Consider the following 16,375-nt stretch of genomic DNA (forward strand, 5'->3'; position numbering starts at 1 on the left):
GGGTGAGAATTGTTGAAAAAAAGTTTTTTTGTGATTGCTTTTGTAATTATATTTTTTCTTTCAGGCTGTGGAACAAAAGCGAAAAAAGTTAAAGATCCTTTTGTGTATATTAAAGAACAATTAAATAAATTAGAAAGTTATACTGCCACAGCAATTGTAGAGCTTTATAACAACAAGATAGAGAGCAAATATACAGTAATGCAGTTTTACAAAAAAGGAAAATTACGATTAGAAGTTTTGGATGAAAATGGGAGTATAGATAAAATTATTGTGTATGACGGAAAAAGAAGTTATGTGTATTTTGCAAGGGTAAATCAAGTTTTTGTAGCAGAAAACACACAAGAGATTCCTTTGTATTCGATGATTACTTCTTTTATAAAAAACTATAATTCAGGTGGAGAAATAGAAAAAGGAGAAATAGATAAATTTTATTTAATAACAGTTCCTATTTTGGACAAAAATGTTTTTATGTACAAGGAACAAATGGCTTTTTCTAAAAAAAATTTGATACCTGAAGAATTAACAATTTTTGATATTAACAATAACATTTTCTCCAGAATAACCTATAAAGATTTTAAGTATAATCCCGAGATAGATGATAAATTATTTACTAAAGATAGTGTAACAACGTTGGCTGCGAATTTTTTGGATTCTTCAGCAATAGAAATAGATGTAAAAGAGGTTTATAAATATTGTGGATTAAATCCTGTAATGCCTGTATATTTGCCACAAGGCTTTAAACTTTTAAATGTGTTGGTAAATGTTAATGAAAATAATGGAGTTATTTTTGTGTATACTTCGGGTAAGAATTTAATAGAAATTTTTGAAACTGTTGTTGACAAAAGCGAAATAACTAATGAAAAAGGATTCTTTTTGAAAGAAGGAGTATATTATAAAGAAAAAGACAATGGCAAAAAGGAATATACTACGATGGTAAATGGCTTGCAAATAAGAATTACTGTAACTGGGGATGTAGATGGAGAAGAGATACTTAAAGTGATAAAATCCTTGAGGTGAAAAACAAGGGGGACTTTTAATGTTTGATAATATAAGGCCAACAAGAGCAGAAATATATTTGGATAATATAGCGCATAATTTGAGTGAAGTAAAAAGATGGGTGGGCAAGAAAGTAAAAATAATGGGTGTAGTGAAAGCCAATGCTTATGGTCATGGCGCTTGTCACGTAGCAAAAGTCTTGGTAGAAAATGGGGTTTGCTATTTGGGGGTAGCGACAATAGAAGAGGCGTTAGAATTAAGGGAATGCGGAATTAATATTCCCATACTCGTTTTTGGATATACTCCTTTAACTCAGGCCGAAGAATTAATTGTGCACAATATAACTCAAACTGTTTTTGATATAAACTATGTTGAAGACTTAGAAAAAATTGCTTTAAATGTGGGTAAAAAAGCTAAAGTACATGTAAAAATTGATACAGGCATGGGACGGATAGGATATACGGATTTAAAGGTAGCAGAAAAAGAAATAGAAAAAATGATGGAAATGGAAGGGGTAGAGGTAGAAGGTATATTTAGTCATTTTGCTACTTCTGATGAAAAAGATAAGAGCTATGCTGAACAACAGTTTGATATGTTCAAAAAATTATTAGAAAGGTTAAAAGAAAAAAGGATAAACATTCCTTTAAAACATATGGCTAACAGTGGAGCAATTATTGACCTTAAATATACTTATTTAGATATGGTGAGACCAGGAATAGTTCTATACGGTAGTTATCCTTCAGAAGAAGTCAAAAGACCATTGGATTTAAGACAGACTATGGGTTTTAAAACTAAAATAGTATATATAAAAGAAGTGCCCGAAGGCACTTCCATAAGTTATGGAAAGACATTTATAACTAAAAGAAAGAGTAAAATTGCTACCTTGCCTGTAGGGTATGCTGACGGTTTTAATAGATTACTTTCTAATAATTATCATGTGCTAGTGAAAGGGAAATATGCTGCTGTGGTTGGAAGGATTTGTATGGACCAAACGATGATAGATGTTACCGATATAGAAGGAGTAGAAGTAGGTGATGATGTAATTATTTTTGGAAATCAAGAGGGAGAAAAAATAACAGCTGAGGAGATTGCTAAAAAATTAAATACTATACCTTATGAAGTATATTGTGGAATATCCAGCAGGGTACCTCGAATATATATTTACAGGGGAAAGGTAGTTGGGGAAAAAATTATTTAAAAATTTAGCTTTTATAGTATAAAATTTACAAATGATTGACATCATTATATATAGTAATATATAATAAATTATATAAGTGCGTAAGGAGGTCCTAAAAGTGGGCGAAACAAAGCGAATACTTGTGAGCTTGCCGCAGAGTTTATTAGAAGAGGTTGATGTTCTTGCCGCTATGGAAAACAGGAACCGCAGTGAATTTATAAGAGAAGCGATGAAATTATATATACGGGAGAAGAAAAAAATTCAAATACGAGAGAGCATGAAAAAGGGATATCTTGAGATGGCAGCGATTAACAGTGAACTTGCGGAAATGGGCCTAACCGCAGAAAACGAATGCTTTACAGGATACGAAATGAAATTGAAAAAGTGTGATTGACTATGGTGATAAAGAGGGGAGATATTTTTTATGCCGATTTAAGCCCTGTAATAGGCTCTGAACAGGGCGGAATTCGGCCTGTACTTATAATTCAAAATGATATTGGCAATAAATATAGTCCAACAGTAATAGTAGCGGCAATTACCTCTCAGATCAACAAAGCCAAATTGCCCACTCATGTTGAAATAAATGGGGCAGAATATGGACTTAACAAAGATTCTGTAGTATTGTTAGAACAAATTAGGACTATTGACAAAAAACGTTTAAGAGAAAAAATTGGCCATTTTGACCAGGAAATGATGGAGAAAGTCAATGAAGCTTTGCAAATAAGTTTGGGGTTAATTGACTTTTAAGGACTTATCTTAGGATAAGTTCTTATTTTTTGTTGAAATATCATTTATTTTTTTATAAAATAGAGGTAGGAGAGTGAAATTATAGGAGGAAGAACAAATGAAAAAAGGTTATGCACTTATACTGGTTTTTGTTGCAATTTTAGTGGCTTTAAGTGTTGGTTATGCTGACCAAAATTCTGAACCAGGAAGTCAGCAAGACCCTCTTGTTAGTAAAAGCTATGTTGATTCGCAATATAATGAAGTAAAAGCTTATGTGGATGATAAGCTAAAAGAGGCAAAGACAGGGACAAGCTATGAGGTAGTGGAATTAAATGCTGGCGAAGTTTTAACCATGGAAGGTGGTACACAGGCAATAGTGAGAAGTGCAAATTCAGCAGTAATTGTTACAAAAACTGATGGAGTGGCAGACCTTACTGCAGGTACAAATTTAAAAAATAATGATATTATACCTGCCAATCACCTTTTGCTTTTTCCACGATCTGATGGTAGAGGAATAAAAGCGACAAAACGAACATACATAGTCGTAATAGGTAAATATACAAAAAATTAACAGCGCTGTGCGCTGTTTTTTTATGCGTTAACGAAAATTTTGTGATATAATATGAGTAGTTGTAAGTTTACATTTTAATTCTCCAGAAAAGGAAATAATAAAGGAGAGATTAACTTGAATCTAAAGAAAATACTTATAATAATTATTGCGCTGTCTTTAATAGTATCTGTTTTGGTAGACGTAAACAGAATAAAAGTGGAGAACAAGTATGACACAGTAGAAATTGTAGGAGATTTAAAAAGTTTCAAAGACCTTGCGTCTGTAACAGGCAGAGACTTAACTTCTGTACTTTCTGATATGAAATCAGCTGGTCTTATAGGTGTTGCTGTAAATGAGGTTACTCTGGAAAACCTTCAACAATCTGGTGAAATTTCTTTAAGCCTTTTAAAAGACGTAATAAATCTTTATTTATTATCTTCAAATTTAGGGAATGAAGCATTGGAAGACTACTTAAAGAGTCTTACAGATAAGGAAAGAGAGCAGTATGGCAATTACATAGTTGTAACAACAAAAGATGTAAAGATATTCAATTTTCTTAAAGAGGCTTTAACAAAAAGAGTGCCTGAAGACGGATTAAAAGTGCTTGAAAAGAGAGGTAGCTATGCCTTTGTTATCAATAAACCCAAAGATGTTTTTATAACAAAGGGGTTAGGATTTGATGAAAGCGATTTAGGACTGGTAAAGTCGTTAGGCTTTGATGTGATACCGCGAATTGAAAATTTCACAGGTATAAAAGATAAAGACATAGAAGAATATGTTGATATATTAAAAAAATTTAATGTAAAGACTGTAATCTTTAATGGGACTGATGTTTTAGGAAACCCAGAAAAGATACCGTATGCAGCTTCACTGTTTAAGAAAAATGACATAAATGTGGGCATTATAGATGTACCTATGGGTAAGAAACTTCAAGAGGGGATGAATAAATTTGCTAAGTTTGATAGCTATAAGGGGATAAAAGTCTTTGGAGTTTCAGAAGCAGAAACTCAAAAATACGATGCTTCTGAAATAATAAATAGATGGTATAGAGGAATGATAGAGAGAAATGTGAGAATTATTTATATGAGAGCGAAGATAGAACATTTTAAAAGTGCGGATTACAATATAGAACAAAATAAATCTATGATAGAAGACATGACAAAATACATAAAAAAAGTGGGGTTAAAAGTTGGTGTTGCTAAACCTCTTTCTGAACTTCATCAGTCAAAGCTTACGGAAATACTCATAAGTTTGGGAGTTATTGCCGCTGGCTTATTGCTTTTGCAGATGTTAGGAATTGGAGACTATGTGCTAATTTTATCAGGATTGTTGGGGGCTATACTGACTTCTTTAGTGCTGGTAAGCAGATTTAACGATTTAGGGGTCAAAGCAGTAGCATTAGCTTCTTCTATAATTTTTCCTTCTCTTGGGATAGGATATTTTATAGACAAAATGAAAGAAATATTGGACAGGAAGAAAAATCTCAGTTTCACATATACCTCTTTAAAAATATTTATTAATTCGCTATTGATTTCTTTTGTAGGGGCTCTTAGTATAGCGGCTATAATGGCTGATAGCAAATATATGTTGAAAATTGACTATTTTAGGGGTGTAAAACTTTCTTTTGTACTACCTTTACTGTTTTATGTTTTATACTATATTGTAAAGATATACGATGCCAATGACTGGAAGACTTTTATGGAAAGAATAAAGGAATTTTTAAACATAGACATAAAAGTATGGCATTTGGTAGCTATTGTTATAGCAGGGATCATTGGAATTATATACATTTCAAGGACGGGCAATGAACCTATTGTTAAGCCAACAGAGTTAGAACTTAAATTTAGAGACTTTCTTGAGCATACTCTTGTAGCAAGGCCTCGGACTAAAGAGTTTTTAATAGGTGACCCTGCGATTATATTAGCAATTTATGCTGCTTTTAAAAATTCCAAAGGCTGGGCATTTATTATGGGAATATTTGCTTCAATAGGTATCTTGTCAATTGTTAATACTTTTAGCCATATCGGAAGCGTGCTTCCAATTGCGATAGAGCGTACTGTAATTGGTTGGGTGTTGGGGGCTTTAATTGGCATGATTGCTGTATTTATAGTGGACAAGACCTTAAAAAATATAAAAAGGGAGTATTGATATGAAAACAGTCATATCCGGCTATTACGGATTTGATAATATTGGGGATGAAGCTGTTCTAAAATGTCTGGTAGAAGGTTTAAAAGAAAGAGGTATAACAGATATAACAGTTCTTTCTAATAAACCTGATGAAACTTCTAAAAAGTACAACGTAAAAGCAGTAAATAGGAACTCTTTTAAAGAAATATATAAAACGCTAAAACAGGCAGATGTATTGGTAAGTGGCGGTGGCAGTCTTATACAAGATAAAACCAGTAGTAAGAGTTTGTGGTATTATCTAGGGATAATGCTTATGGGAAAATTTCTGAGGAAAAAAGTGTATGTTATAGGGCAAGGTATTGGTCCAGTTGATAAAAAATTTAACAGATGGCTTACTGCAAGAATTTTAGATAAAGTTGATGGAATAGCTGTAAGAGATGAATTATCAAAAGAGTATTTGAAACAGCTAAATGTCAAAAAAGAGGCAGTATTAGCAGCAGACCTTGTGGTAAACTTTTCTGGTAGTGATAACAAAAAAGTTTTTGATAAAATCCTTGAGAAAGAAGGAATTGATTTAAATTCCTCAGAATATGTTTTGATTTGCACGAGAGAATGGGGAAATTCTGAATTATCAAGGGTTGAGTTGGCCAGTGCTGCAGATTTTATTGCCCAGGATTATGGATATAAAATTGTTTTTCTTCCTTTTTATCACGAAGATATAGAAGAGAGCGATAGGGTTGCTACTTATATGAAAATGCCTTATCAGATTTTAACTGGGAAATACGAGATAGAAGAGATTTTGAGTATCATTAAAGGCAGCAGCTTATTGATAGGTGTAAGACTGCATTCTTTAATTTTTGCGTTTATATCCTTGGTTCCATTTGTTGGTATATCTTATGACCCTAAAGTGGAGGGTTTTTTAAAATCTGTTGGTGAAAGCAGTGCCGGAGATATTAATTCTTTTACTGCCGAAGACATTTTAAAAAAAGTAAATTCAATTTTACAGCGAAAAGAAGAGTATATAAATAATATGTCTAAGCGTTTAGTTGAGCTAAAAGAAAGAACAAAAAAGAATTTTGACATATTATTTGAACATAATAAATTTGAGGTGTGAAGATGGAAAGATTAGATATATTTGGAGTGCCAATAGATCGAGTGACAATGATACAAGCAGTAGATATTTTAAATAATTTTTTGCAAGAAAACAGACTGCACATTGTTGCTACGCCTAATGCAGAAATTGTAATGATGGCACAGAAAGATAAAGAATATATGGAAATATTAAATAATACTGATTTAAATGTCCCAGATGGAAGTGGCATTGTTTTTGCTTCAAAAGTTTTTAAAAAACCGCTGCTTGAAAGAGTGGCAGGTTTTGACCTTATGTTAGAATTTATAAAGGATATATCTTCTAAAGGCGTTAAAATTTATTTATTAGGTGCAGCTTGTCAAGTTGCAGAACAAGCTCGTGCTAATTTAGAAAAATTATATCCAGGAGTCAAAATAGTAGGGACCCATCATGGTTATTTTACTGAGGAGGAAGAAAATAAAATCATAGAAGAGATAAATAATAAAGGTGCAGAAGTTCTTTTTGTGGCTTTAGGTGCTCCTAAACAAGAAAAATGGATTTATAAAAATAAAGATAAATTAAAGGTAAAAATAGCAATGGGGGTCGGAGGAAGCTTTGATGTAATAGCTGGAAAAGTTAAGAGAGCCCCCTACATTTATAGAAAATTAGGCTTAGAGTGGCTATACAGATTGATTAAAGAGCCTTGGAGATATAAAAGAATGATGGCGCTTCCTAAATTTGCCATTAAAGTTTTGCTACACAAAAGAGAAGTTGTAAGATAAGGGGAATGCCTTTATGAAAATTTCAGCTAGGAAAATAATAATAGACTTTTTGTGGGTTACGATAGGGACATTACTTGTTAGTTTGTCTCTTGACCTATTTTTGGCACCTAACAGGATTGCTCCTGGTGGAGTAAGTGGACTTGCAGTTGTTTTACGACATTTATTTGGATGGCCGATTGGAGCAGCTACATTGGCAATAAATATTCCACTTTTTATCATTTCGACTAAAGCTTTAGGAACAGGTTTTGGAGCTAAAACACTGTATTCAACTATTTTATTAGGTGTTTCTATTGATGCATTGGCTTTTTTAAAACCTCTTACCCATGATACTATGTTAGCAGCAGTATATGGTGGTATAATAATGGGTGTAGGGCTGGGCATTGTAATAAAATATGGAGCGACAACTGGTGGAACAGATATGGCTGCTATGACTTTGCATAAATACATACACTTTTTAAGTGTGGGTAGAATACTGCTTATAATAGACTTTATAATAATAACTTTAGCAGGAATAGTTTTCAGCCCGGAATTAGCTCTGTATGCTTTTGCCACTGAATTTATTTCTATTAAAGTTATTGACCTTATCCAAGAAGGTAGTGGCGATGAGAGAATTGCTATAATTATTTCTGATAAGTATGAGGAAATCAGTAAGTCAATTTTGGAGGAAATGGAAAGGGGGGTAACAGAGTTAAAAGGAAGAGGGGGATATTCAAAAAAAGACAAAAACGTTTTATTGTGTGTTGTAACTCGTAGAGAAGTTACAAATTTAAGAAGCCTTGTGAAAAAAATAGACCCTAATGCTTTCGTAATACTATCAACAGCCCATGAAGTTTTAGGAGAAGGATTTAAAAACATGTGAAATGGAGGTATTGAGATGGACAAAGAATTTTTAAAGCAAAAGGCAAAAGAAGTAAGAATTGACATTATAAATATGTTGGCAGAGGCAGGCTCTGGCCATCCTGGTGGGTCATTATCCTGTGCAGATATTTTAACCCTGCTCTATTTTGAAAAAATGAATGTAAAACCTGACGACCCCAAATGGGAAGATAGGGATAGACTCGTGTTGTCAAAAGGTCATGCAGCTCCTGCCCTGTATGCTGTATTAGCTGAAAAAGGCTTTTTCCCAAAAGAAGAGTTAAAAACTTTAAGAAAGCTCGGTTCAATACTTCAAGGGCATCCCGATATGAAATCCACACCGGGACTTGATATGACTACAGGGTCATTAGGGCAAGGGCTTTCTGCTGCAAATGGAATGGCATTAGCAGGAAAATTAGATAAAAAGGGCTATAGAGTCTATGTAATATTAGGAGATGGAGAATTACAAGAAGGGCAAATATGGGAAGCAGCGATGACAGCAGCCCATTACAAACTCGACAACTTAACAGCAATACTTGACTTTAACGGCTTACAAATAGACGGTCCAAACAGAGAAGTAAAAAACATAGAGCCAGTAGCAGACAAATTTAAGGCTTTTGGATGGCACGTAATAGAAATAGACGGCCACGACTTTGACCAAATAGACAAAGCCATAGAAGAAGCAAAAGCTACAAAAGGAAAACCTACATTGATAATAGCTCATACAATAAAAGGGAAAGGCGTATCCTTCATGGAAAATCAAGTAGGATGGCATGGCAGTGCGCCTAACGAAGAACAAAGACAAAAAGCTATACAAGAACTTGAAGGGAGTGGAGTATAAATGGCTATGGCGACAAGAGAAGCCTATGGGAAAGCCTTAGTAGAATTAGGCGCAAAAAACAAAGATGTAGTGGTATTAGACGCTGACCTATCAAAATCCACAAAGACAGCGGACTTTCAAAAAGTATATCCAGATAGATTTTTCAATATAGGAATATCAGAACAAGACATGATGGTAACAGCAGCAGGACTTGCTACCTGCGGGAAAATTCCTTTTGCCAGCACTTTTGCCATATTTGCAACAGGAAGAGCATACGAGCAAGTTAGAAACTCCATAGGTTATCCACACTTAAACGTAAAGATAGCGGCAACCCATGCTGGTATAACAGTAGGAGAAGACGGGGCGACACACCAATCAATAGAGGATATATCCCTTATGAGAGGAATACCAGGGATGGTGGTAATAAACCCGGCCGATGCAGAAGAGACGAGACAAGCCATATTTGCGGCGGCAGAGCACTATGGACCAGTATACATAAGGTTGGGGAGGATGGCAGTACCAGATATACACGATCAAAACTACAAATTCCAATTAGGAAAAGGTGAAGTAATAAGAGAAGGGAAAGACATAGCGATAATAGCAACGGGAGTAATGGTAGCCATAGCGATTGAAGCAGCAGACAAACTAAAAGAAGAAGGGATAGAGGCGACAGTGGTCAACATCCACACCATAAAGCCGATAGACAAAGATTTAATAGTAGAAGTAGCTAAAAAGACGGGCAAAGTTATAACAGCAGAAGAGCACAGCATAATAGGTGGGCTTGGGTCTGCTGTGGCAGAAGTTCTTTCAGAAGAATACCCAGTAAAGGTAAAGAGAATAGGTATAAAAGACCAATTTGGCCAGTCAGGTTCACCTAAAGAACTTTTAAAACATTATGGTTTGACAGCGGAGGATATTGTAAAAGCAGCTATGTCATTTTAAAAAAAAACGCCAGGTTAGTCCTGGCGTTTTTATCTATCGAAGTATATGTTCTTACCTGTCGCAGAAAGAGGAATGCCTATAACAATTTCTCCTTCAATTAATTTTAACCTTCTTGCACTTACACCTATTCTATACATAATTCGATTATCTACATTCAAAATACTGGCGGTTTTAACTGCGGACCCTACTGCTATTCCTAAGTCGATGAGCCTCCATGCACATATGGGACCTGCGAATTCTGTACCTTCTCTAAAATCCCTTAGATTAGTGCAGAGATTATAACCGCAGGCACCGCAATTTAGTCCAACTTTTTCTGGTTTATTTAATGAAATTAAAAGTACTGCACTTGAACTAGCGACGTTTTTTGCGTCTCTGTCAAAATTTTTCTTTCCGAATTCTTCGCCATATTTCATCATATCCTCTTTTAATCTTATGAGGTCTTCACCGGTAATAACTTTTGTTTCTATAAAGTCTTTTCCAGCTGCTTTAGGTGCTGTTCTTGCTGATAATGCCATTAAATGAGCAGCTAATTCAATTACCTCCATAATACTTCCCTCCATATTTTTAAGATGAATACGTTATTTATTATAATTTTGCTATATTTTTTTACTTTTTGCAAGAAAACTTGATAAAATTTTATCAGACAGCTATAATAATCTGAATCTTATTAAAAATCAAAAAAAAAGAGAGCAATTGCTCACTCACATTTTTTCAAACATTAGGGGGCTATAAATATGGCAATTATATTAACATGTTATAGCTGAAGTTCCAAGGTACTCACTGACAATTTTCATAGCGCAAAATTTTCCGCACATACTGCAAGTTTTGGCTGTAGATATGTTTTTGTTGACGCGATATTTAAAAGCTTTATCAGGATCTATAGAAAGCTTTATTTGCTCATCCCACTCTAAGGCTTTTCTTGCTTTGGCCATAGCCAAATCTTTTTCTCTAGCCCCCTTTATGCCTTTTGCTATATCCGCGGCATGGGCAGCAATTTTTGCTGCAATAACGCCTTCTTTGACATCTTCCTTATCTGGAAGCCCGAGATGTTCAGCGGGTGTAACATAGCAGAGGAAATCAGCACCAGAAGCTGCTGCAATTGCTCCTCCGATTGCTGAAGTTATGTGGTCATAACCAGGAGCTATATCAGTCACAATAGGGCCAAGCACATAAAAAGGAGCATTATGACAAAGCTGTTTTTGAAGTTTTACATTTGCTTCAATTTGGTCAATTGGCACATGTCCAGGTCCCTCTACCATAACTTGGACTCCTGCTTCGCGAGACCTTTTGACAAGCTCACCAAGGATTATAAGTTCATGAATTTGTGCTGCGTCTGTAGCATCTTCAAGACAACCTGGACGTAGTCCATCTCCTAAGCTTAAAGTTATGTCATATTTTTTAGCAATATCAAGGAGCCTATCAAAATGTTTGTACAAAGGATTTTCTTTGTCGTTATGGAGCATCCAAGCAATTGTAAAGGAGCCACCGCGGCTTACTACATCCATCACTCGGCCGTTGTCTTTAAGCTTTTTCAATGATTCAGATGTTAGACCACAGTGGACTGTAATAAAGTCAACTCCGTCTTTTGCTTGTTCTTCTATAACTTCAAAAATAAATTCTTCAGGCATAGCTACAATGCTGCCGTATTTGGTTATAGATTCTACAGCTGCTTGATACATGGGGACAGTACCTACAGGGACAGGGGAATTTTCAAGTATTTTTCTACGAGATTGGTTAATGTCGCCCCCTGTGCTTAAATCCATTACCGCATCTGCTCCAGCTTTTAAAGCTACTTTTAACTTTTCAATTTCTTTTTCAATTTCAGGGTAGGCATCAGATGTTCCAATATTAGCATTTACTTTTGTCATTAAACCTTTTCCTATGCCTTTGGGAATAAGATTTTTGTGATTGACATTTGAGGGTATGACTATCTCGCCTTTTTTAACTCCTTCTAAAATAAATTCTTCGTCAACTCCTTCATACTCTGCAACTATTTTCATCTCTTTTGTAACAATACCTGAAAGGGCGTATTCCAATTGTGTCATAATAAAAACCTCCTTAAAAAAAATAAATAAACCATGGGGATTATAGCCATGGTGGATGACCACATCCCTACGCAGGTACTAACCTAACAGGTTCGATGGGTTAAAAGGCAACACCTTTTTCTCAGCCGGTTACGCCGGCACCCCATGTGGCAAATATTAAATTAATCGATAGGGTATAAAATATTACATTACTATTATACCACTAAAAAAAATCGGTGTATATTAAAATTTTAATAAAAGTTTTACGGTTATTAGTAAACTTTTTTGTACAATTTCGAGGCTCACGCTTTTTATATTAAAGTACATGCCCATGTGTCTAAGTTTAGAGTGGAAAAAGGGAATTTCAAGCTAAAATAAGGGCTCTCACCTTCATAGGTGAGAGCAATTTATAAAATTTTCTTTTAATCTTTCATATAGAATCTTTTTCAATTCTTTTAATAGGAAGTTTAATGATAAATTTGGCGCCTTCACCGTATTTGCTCTCAACTAAAATTTCGCCATTGTGTTTTTTTACAATTATATCATATGTGATGCTTAATCCCAATCCTGTTCCTTCTCCGATAGGCTTTGTTGTATAAAAAGGTTCAAAAATTCTGTTCAGGTTTTTCTCTTCGATCCCTATGCCGTTATCTTTGACTTCTAAATATACATAATTTTCATCATTATAAGTTCTTATTTCGATGATTCCTCCGCTGTCAATACCTTTCATTCTGATAGCTTGAGCGGCATTCATAATTATATTTAATATAGCTTGATTTATTTCCCCTCCTATTGCTGGTATTAAAGGGATATTGCCAAGGTCTTCACGAATATTTATGTCATGTTTCAGATTACTTTTTGCTATAAGTAAAGTAGTTCGTATTCCTTCATTCAGGTCATATTCCTCGAAATTGTTCAATTGGTCAATATGGGAGAAGGACCTTAAAGCATTTACTATATTTTTTACCCGTTCAAGCCCGATGTTTGTATCATGGAATAATTCGGACAAGTCTTCTAATATGAAGTCCATTTTGTTTTTTTTCTCAAAATTTTTAATATGTTCGATTTTCAGTTTCGCTTCTTCAAAGTTTAAGCTTTGATAGGCAGATATGAAATCTTTATAATATAGTAAAGTTTCTTTTAGTACGTTTGCATATTTTTGCAATACTTCAAAATTACTCATAATGAATCCCAGTGGGTTATTGATCTCATGAGCAACTCCTGCAGCCAATTGGCCGATTCCAGCCATCTTTTCCTGTTGTATCAATTGTGTCTGAGTTTCGTTTAACTTTTTTATTGTTTCCTGCAACTTCCTATTTTTTTCTTCAAGTTTTTGAGCGAGTAACTTCTTTTCGGTGACATCTTCCTTGACAGCAATAAAATACTTTATAGAGCCGTTTTCATCTTTTAATGGTGATACAAGAGTCGAATCCCAGTAGAACTCTCCATTTTTTTTCTTATTGTAGAATTCTCCACTCCATTCTTTACCCGACAATATTGTATTCCAAAAGTTGTAATAGAACTCTTTTGTGTGTTTTCCTGATTTTAAAATGTTAAGATTTTTACCTATGACTTCCTTGTAAGTATAACCTGTCACTTCAGTAAATTTGGGATTTACATATTGAATGGTTCCATTTATGTCCGTAATTACGACCGAGACAGGGCTGTGTTCAACGGCGCTCAACAGTTTGTGTATTTCTTCGTCTGCCAGCCTTCGTTTGGTAATTTCTTCGTAAATCGTTTGTCTGTATTGTTCCAAAAGGGTTTCCATATTTTTGTAGAGTATGCTGTTTTCTATGGCTACTGCAGCTTGGCCCGCCAATGAGTGAATAATCATTTCATCATTGAGGCTAAATGGGATAATGATATCGCCCTGCTTTTTATTGATCAACTGAATTACTCCCAATACCCTGTCTTGGTGGTCCTTCATAGGTATTGTAAGAATTGATTTAGTCGTGTAGCCCGTGAGATTATCAAATTTTCTGTCAAATTGATAATCAGCGCCTTCTGGTATGCAGTAAGCGTTATCAATTCGAAGGGGCTCTCCGGATATTACGGCGTAGCCAACAATGCTGTTTTTTGAAATCGGAAATGTCATTGATTCCAAATTTAGTTTTATGCTGTTGTTCTTAGCTATTATGAATTTTAGCATTTTGTTTTTAGCGTTTTTATCATAATAGGACCACTCACCGCTATCGCTGTCTATAATGGCATATATGGTCACGGCATCTGATGAGGTCATGTCCATACAGGTCTCAATGATTAATTCCAGCAATGTCATGAGGTCTTTTTCAGATGATAGTTTTTTTCCAATATCATAAAACCTCTTTATTTCATCTTGAAAAGAGAGGAGTTGAGCCTTGCGGTTCAATTCACGTTCCAATCTTATCAGAAAATTACTTATTTTGTATATATCGTTACATTCCAATACATCGTATATAAAGGACCTTTTCTCATAGGTGCTTACATATTCTTCAAACAGTACTATGCAGAAGTTGTTCTCGAGTTCAAGTATAGAGGATAAACTGTCGGTTATTTTGTCCAACAGCATATTGTCTATAAAAATGACATTAATAGTCTTTTCGTTAGACATCAGTTCTTTTTGCAGCTCTGATACATCTGACAATACCAGTGTGTTTTCATAGTTTTGTTCGATTATAGTGAGAAAATTTCTATATTTTTCGGCAGATTCGATACAAACTAGCGTTCTAAAGGTATTCACAACTTACTGCACCCCACTTCCGTTTGGGATTGTGTTTTTTATAAATAATTTATAATAAAAGCTGCTCCTGGTATAAGAAAATCCATTAAAAGCCCAGTATAAAAATAAGCTGGAGTAATTAAAGGATGCCAGTATCTATAATAATATACAGTTTTGGCTGCAAGAATTACCAAAATAATTAACAGTAATGGTTTCCCAAAATACAAGGAAGAATAAAGTGAGGAAAATATAAGGAGCCTTGTTATAATGCCTGCAACTTTTTCATTTCCAATTATAAAAAAACTTTCCTTAGAGGAAGGAAACATTAATCTGAGTATGTATTGAATCAGTATAGATGAAGCAGATGTTACTAAAACAAGAGTGATCAGAAGGCCGGGCAACTCCTTAACAACAGGAAAATAGAAAGGCTCTCCTTTGTAAAAAGTTGAGATTAACCAGATAATTAAAAGGTGTAAAGACTGGTCTGCCACAAAACAAAATAAAGAATGTAAGGGACTTCTGCAAGGCAGTTTAGGTTTATAAAAATCAATGATAAAATGAAGAACACCGTTTATAAGCACCAACCCCATGATGAGAGTGCCAAAAGGAATCGCAAAAACGAGCATACAAATTGTTACAATGAAAGCATGGTAGAGATTCCATTTCCAATTTTTAGCTTTATTTTCTGCGATGGTATCTGTCTGAAAAGTGAAGTCTCCCAGCAAATGGCCTAATAGCAAATAATCGAAGCACATAGTCACACCTCATATTTATTTCATGAATAAAGGCTTAAATGGTATATCTATTTATTCGTTTCTAAACAAGTAGTATCAATAGAAAAATAGAAGGAGGTAGGCCACCTCCCATGTTATTATTACTTAGTACCCGGAAAAGCAATATCTAGAGAAATGTTCAACAGTAAAATGCTTGTGTTTGTAATTTACGTAGATGTTTTCACCTTTTGCTACATCATACAGCAATCCTTTGTAATCATCTACTCTAATATGTACCTTCTTGATGAAATGTGGTATGTCCGGTGAAAATTCAATGTATCCTTTTCCATTTTCAGCATAGATTTTAACCTCGAAGGTTACTGGCAGTTTATCAGCTTCAAGCCAATCTTTCTTAAATTCAACTTCTATAAACCCTATCTGATATCTACCGCCGTCCTGGGTAACTGTTATGGTATCTTTATAAATTACAGGCTCTTCAGCTGCAACAACGGATTGATTTGTAACTACAGCTTCGGATTTTTCAGCTGCAACAACATGTGAACTTGTAAATAAAAGCGCAAACACCAAAGCTAATAACAGTACTCTTTTTCTCATGGATTTCACCTCCTTCTTTAAAATTGTTTTTGCGTTGAATAATAAATAAGGCACCTATGGGTAATCCCCAGGTGCCTAAAATTTTTTCAGCAGTATAATTAACTGCAATTTTAATGTTTCGGCAGCCTGGCGATCATAGGAATATTCATTCCCTTAGACCCATGGCTTTGCGACCTTACCTTTCGATAAGTGTGCCCTTATCGACATTGTATTATTAAATTTTTGTTATTTATAAAATAACACGAAAATAGTTATTTGTCAAGATTAAGAAAAAAAAA

16 protein-coding genes and 2 riboswitches are annotated in these 16,375 nt (G+C 34.5%); of the genes, 11 read left to right on the forward strand and 5 right to left on the reverse strand.

What is annotated here, in order from left to right; genetic code table 11:
* Positions 1-9 precede the first annotated feature (9 nt).
* The 11 genes from I4N53_RS02230 to I4N53_RS02280 all read left to right on the forward strand — a co-directional run bounded on the left by I4N53_RS02230 (position 10) and on the right by I4N53_RS02280 (position 10,044).
* On the forward strand, positions 10-1,017 hold the full coding sequence (locus tag I4N53_RS02230) for an outer membrane lipoprotein carrier protein LolA (protein WP_214495477.1): 1,008 nt from the start codon (positions 10-12) through the stop codon (positions 1,015-1,017).
* A gap of 19 nt (positions 1,018-1,036) precedes the next feature.
* On the forward strand, positions 1,037-2,194 hold the full coding sequence (gene alr, locus I4N53_RS02235; protein ID WP_214495478.1) for an alanine racemase: 1,158 nt from the start codon (positions 1,037-1,039) through the stop codon (positions 2,192-2,194).
* Positions 2,195-2,291: 97 nt separating this feature from the next.
* Complete coding sequence (locus I4N53_RS02240) at positions 2,292-2,567, forward strand: CopG family ribbon-helix-helix protein (protein ID WP_003867471.1); 276 nt, start codon at positions 2,292-2,294, stop codon at positions 2,565-2,567.
* Positions 2,568-2,569: 2 nt separating this feature from the next.
* The gene (locus tag I4N53_RS02245) at positions 2,570-2,920 is read left to right on the forward strand and encodes a type II toxin-antitoxin system PemK/MazF family toxin (protein ID WP_003867472.1); all 351 of its coding nucleotides are present in this window, start codon (positions 2,570-2,572) and stop codon (positions 2,918-2,920) included.
* A gap of 97 nt (positions 2,921-3,017) precedes the next feature.
* On the forward strand, positions 3,018-3,470 hold the full coding sequence (locus tag I4N53_RS02250) for a hypothetical protein (protein WP_013150746.1): 453 nt from the start codon (positions 3,018-3,020) through the stop codon (positions 3,468-3,470).
* A 114-nt stretch (positions 3,471-3,584) separates the two neighbouring features.
* The gene (locus tag I4N53_RS02255; RefSeq protein ID WP_214495479.1) at positions 3,585-5,597 is read left to right on the forward strand and encodes a DUF5693 family protein; all 2,013 of its coding nucleotides are present in this window, start codon (positions 3,585-3,587) and stop codon (positions 5,595-5,597) included.
* 1 nt (position 5,598) lies between these two features.
* Positions 5,599-6,690, forward strand: a complete 1,092-nt coding sequence (gene csaB, locus I4N53_RS02260) for a polysaccharide pyruvyl transferase CsaB (RefSeq protein ID WP_214495480.1) — start codon at positions 5,599-5,601, stop codon at positions 6,688-6,690.
* Positions 6,691-6,692: 2 nt separating this feature from the next.
* Entirely contained in the window at positions 6,693-7,427 is a 735-nt protein-coding gene (locus tag I4N53_RS02265; RefSeq protein ID WP_013150743.1) for a WecB/TagA/CpsF family glycosyltransferase, read from the forward strand.
* 13 nt (positions 7,428-7,440) lie between these two features.
* A complete protein-coding gene (locus I4N53_RS02270) occupies positions 7,441-8,286 on the forward strand; it encodes a YitT family protein (RefSeq protein WP_012995803.1) in 846 nt (281 codons plus the stop codon).
* 15 nt (positions 8,287-8,301) lie between these two features.
* Entirely contained in the window at positions 8,302-9,123 is an 822-nt protein-coding gene (locus I4N53_RS02275) for a transketolase (RefSeq protein WP_013150742.1), read from the forward strand.
* Complete coding sequence (locus tag I4N53_RS02280) at positions 9,124-10,044, forward strand: transketolase family protein (protein ID WP_214495481.1); 921 nt, start codon at positions 9,124-9,126, stop codon at positions 10,042-10,044. It begins immediately after the preceding gene.
* Positions 10,045-10,073: 29 nt separating this feature from the next.
* Here the strand turns inward: I4N53_RS02280 and I4N53_RS02285 are convergent, their stop codons facing one another.
* The 5 genes from I4N53_RS02285 to I4N53_RS02305 all read right to left on the reverse strand — a co-directional run bounded on the left by I4N53_RS02285 (position 10,074) and on the right by I4N53_RS02305 (position 16,097).
* A complete protein-coding gene (locus tag I4N53_RS02285; protein ID WP_013150740.1) occupies positions 10,074-10,589 on the reverse strand; it encodes a ferredoxin domain-containing protein in 516 nt (171 codons plus the stop codon).
* 201 nt (positions 10,590-10,790) lie between these two features.
* Entirely contained in the window at positions 10,791-12,089 is a 1,299-nt protein-coding gene (thiC, locus tag I4N53_RS02290) for a phosphomethylpyrimidine synthase ThiC (protein WP_214495482.1), read from the reverse strand.
* Positions 12,090-12,136: 47 nt separating this feature from the next.
* Positions 12,137-12,244, reverse strand: a riboswitch (TPP riboswitch).
* Positions 12,245-12,498: 254 nt separating this feature from the next.
* Entirely contained in the window at positions 12,499-14,790 is a 2,292-nt protein-coding gene (locus I4N53_RS02295; RefSeq protein ID WP_214495483.1) for a PAS domain S-box protein, read from the reverse strand.
* 38 nt (positions 14,791-14,828) lie between these two features.
* Positions 14,829-15,524 (reverse strand): DUF3307 domain-containing protein, encoded by a 696-nt coding sequence (locus I4N53_RS02300; RefSeq protein ID WP_214495484.1) that lies wholly within the window; start codon positions 15,522-15,524, stop codon positions 14,829-14,831.
* A 123-nt stretch (positions 15,525-15,647) separates the two neighbouring features.
* Positions 15,648-16,097 (reverse strand): hypothetical protein, encoded by a 450-nt coding sequence (locus I4N53_RS02305; protein ID WP_214495485.1) that lies wholly within the window; start codon positions 16,095-16,097, stop codon positions 15,648-15,650.
* A gap of 117 nt (positions 16,098-16,214) precedes the next feature.
* Positions 16,215-16,303, reverse strand: a riboswitch (cyclic di-GMP riboswitch).
* Positions 16,304-16,375: the final 72 nt, after the last annotated feature.

The organism is Thermoanaerobacter sp. CM-CNRG TB177, from assembly GCF_018588165.1.
GTDB classification, from domain to species: domain Bacteria; phylum Bacillota; class Thermoanaerobacteria; order Thermoanaerobacterales; family Thermoanaerobacteraceae; genus Thermoanaerobacter; species Thermoanaerobacter thermocopriae.

Coding starts and splice junctions, on each gene's coding strand:
- I4N53_RS02300 (WP_214495484.1), bottom strand. CDS start 15,524: ATGTGCTTCGATTATTTGCTATTAGGCCATTTGCTGGGAGACTTCACT.
- I4N53_RS02250 (WP_013150746.1), top strand. CDS start 3,018: ATGAAAAAAGGTTATGCACTTATACTGGTTTTTGTTGCAATTTTAGTG.
- I4N53_RS02265 (WP_013150743.1), top strand. CDS start 6,693: ATGGAAAGATTAGATATATTTGGAGTGCCAATAGATCGAGTGACAATG.
- I4N53_RS02270 (WP_012995803.1), top strand. CDS start 7,441: ATGAAAATTTCAGCTAGGAAAATAATAATAGACTTTTTGTGGGTTACG.
- thiC (WP_214495482.1), bottom strand. CDS start 12,089: ATGACACAATTGGAATACGCCCTTTCAGGTATTGTTACAAAAGAGATG.
- I4N53_RS02280 (WP_214495481.1), top strand. CDS start 9,124: ATGGCTATGGCGACAAGAGAAGCCTATGGGAAAGCCTTAGTAGAATTA.
- I4N53_RS02275 (WP_013150742.1), top strand. CDS start 8,302: ATGGACAAAGAATTTTTAAAGCAAAAGGCAAAAGAAGTAAGAATTGAC.
- I4N53_RS02285 (WP_013150740.1), bottom strand. CDS start 10,589: ATGGAGGTAATTGAATTAGCTGCTCATTTAATGGCATTATCAGCAAGA.
- alr (WP_214495478.1), top strand. CDS start 1,037: ATGTTTGATAATATAAGGCCAACAAGAGCAGAAATATATTTGGATAAT.
- I4N53_RS02245 (WP_003867472.1), top strand. CDS start 2,570: ATGGTGATAAAGAGGGGAGATATTTTTTATGCCGATTTAAGCCCTGTA.
- csaB (WP_214495480.1), top strand. CDS start 5,599: ATGAAAACAGTCATATCCGGCTATTACGGATTTGATAATATTGGGGAT.
- I4N53_RS02305 (WP_214495485.1), bottom strand. CDS start 16,097: ATGAGAAAAAGAGTACTGTTATTAGCTTTGGTGTTTGCGCTTTTATTT.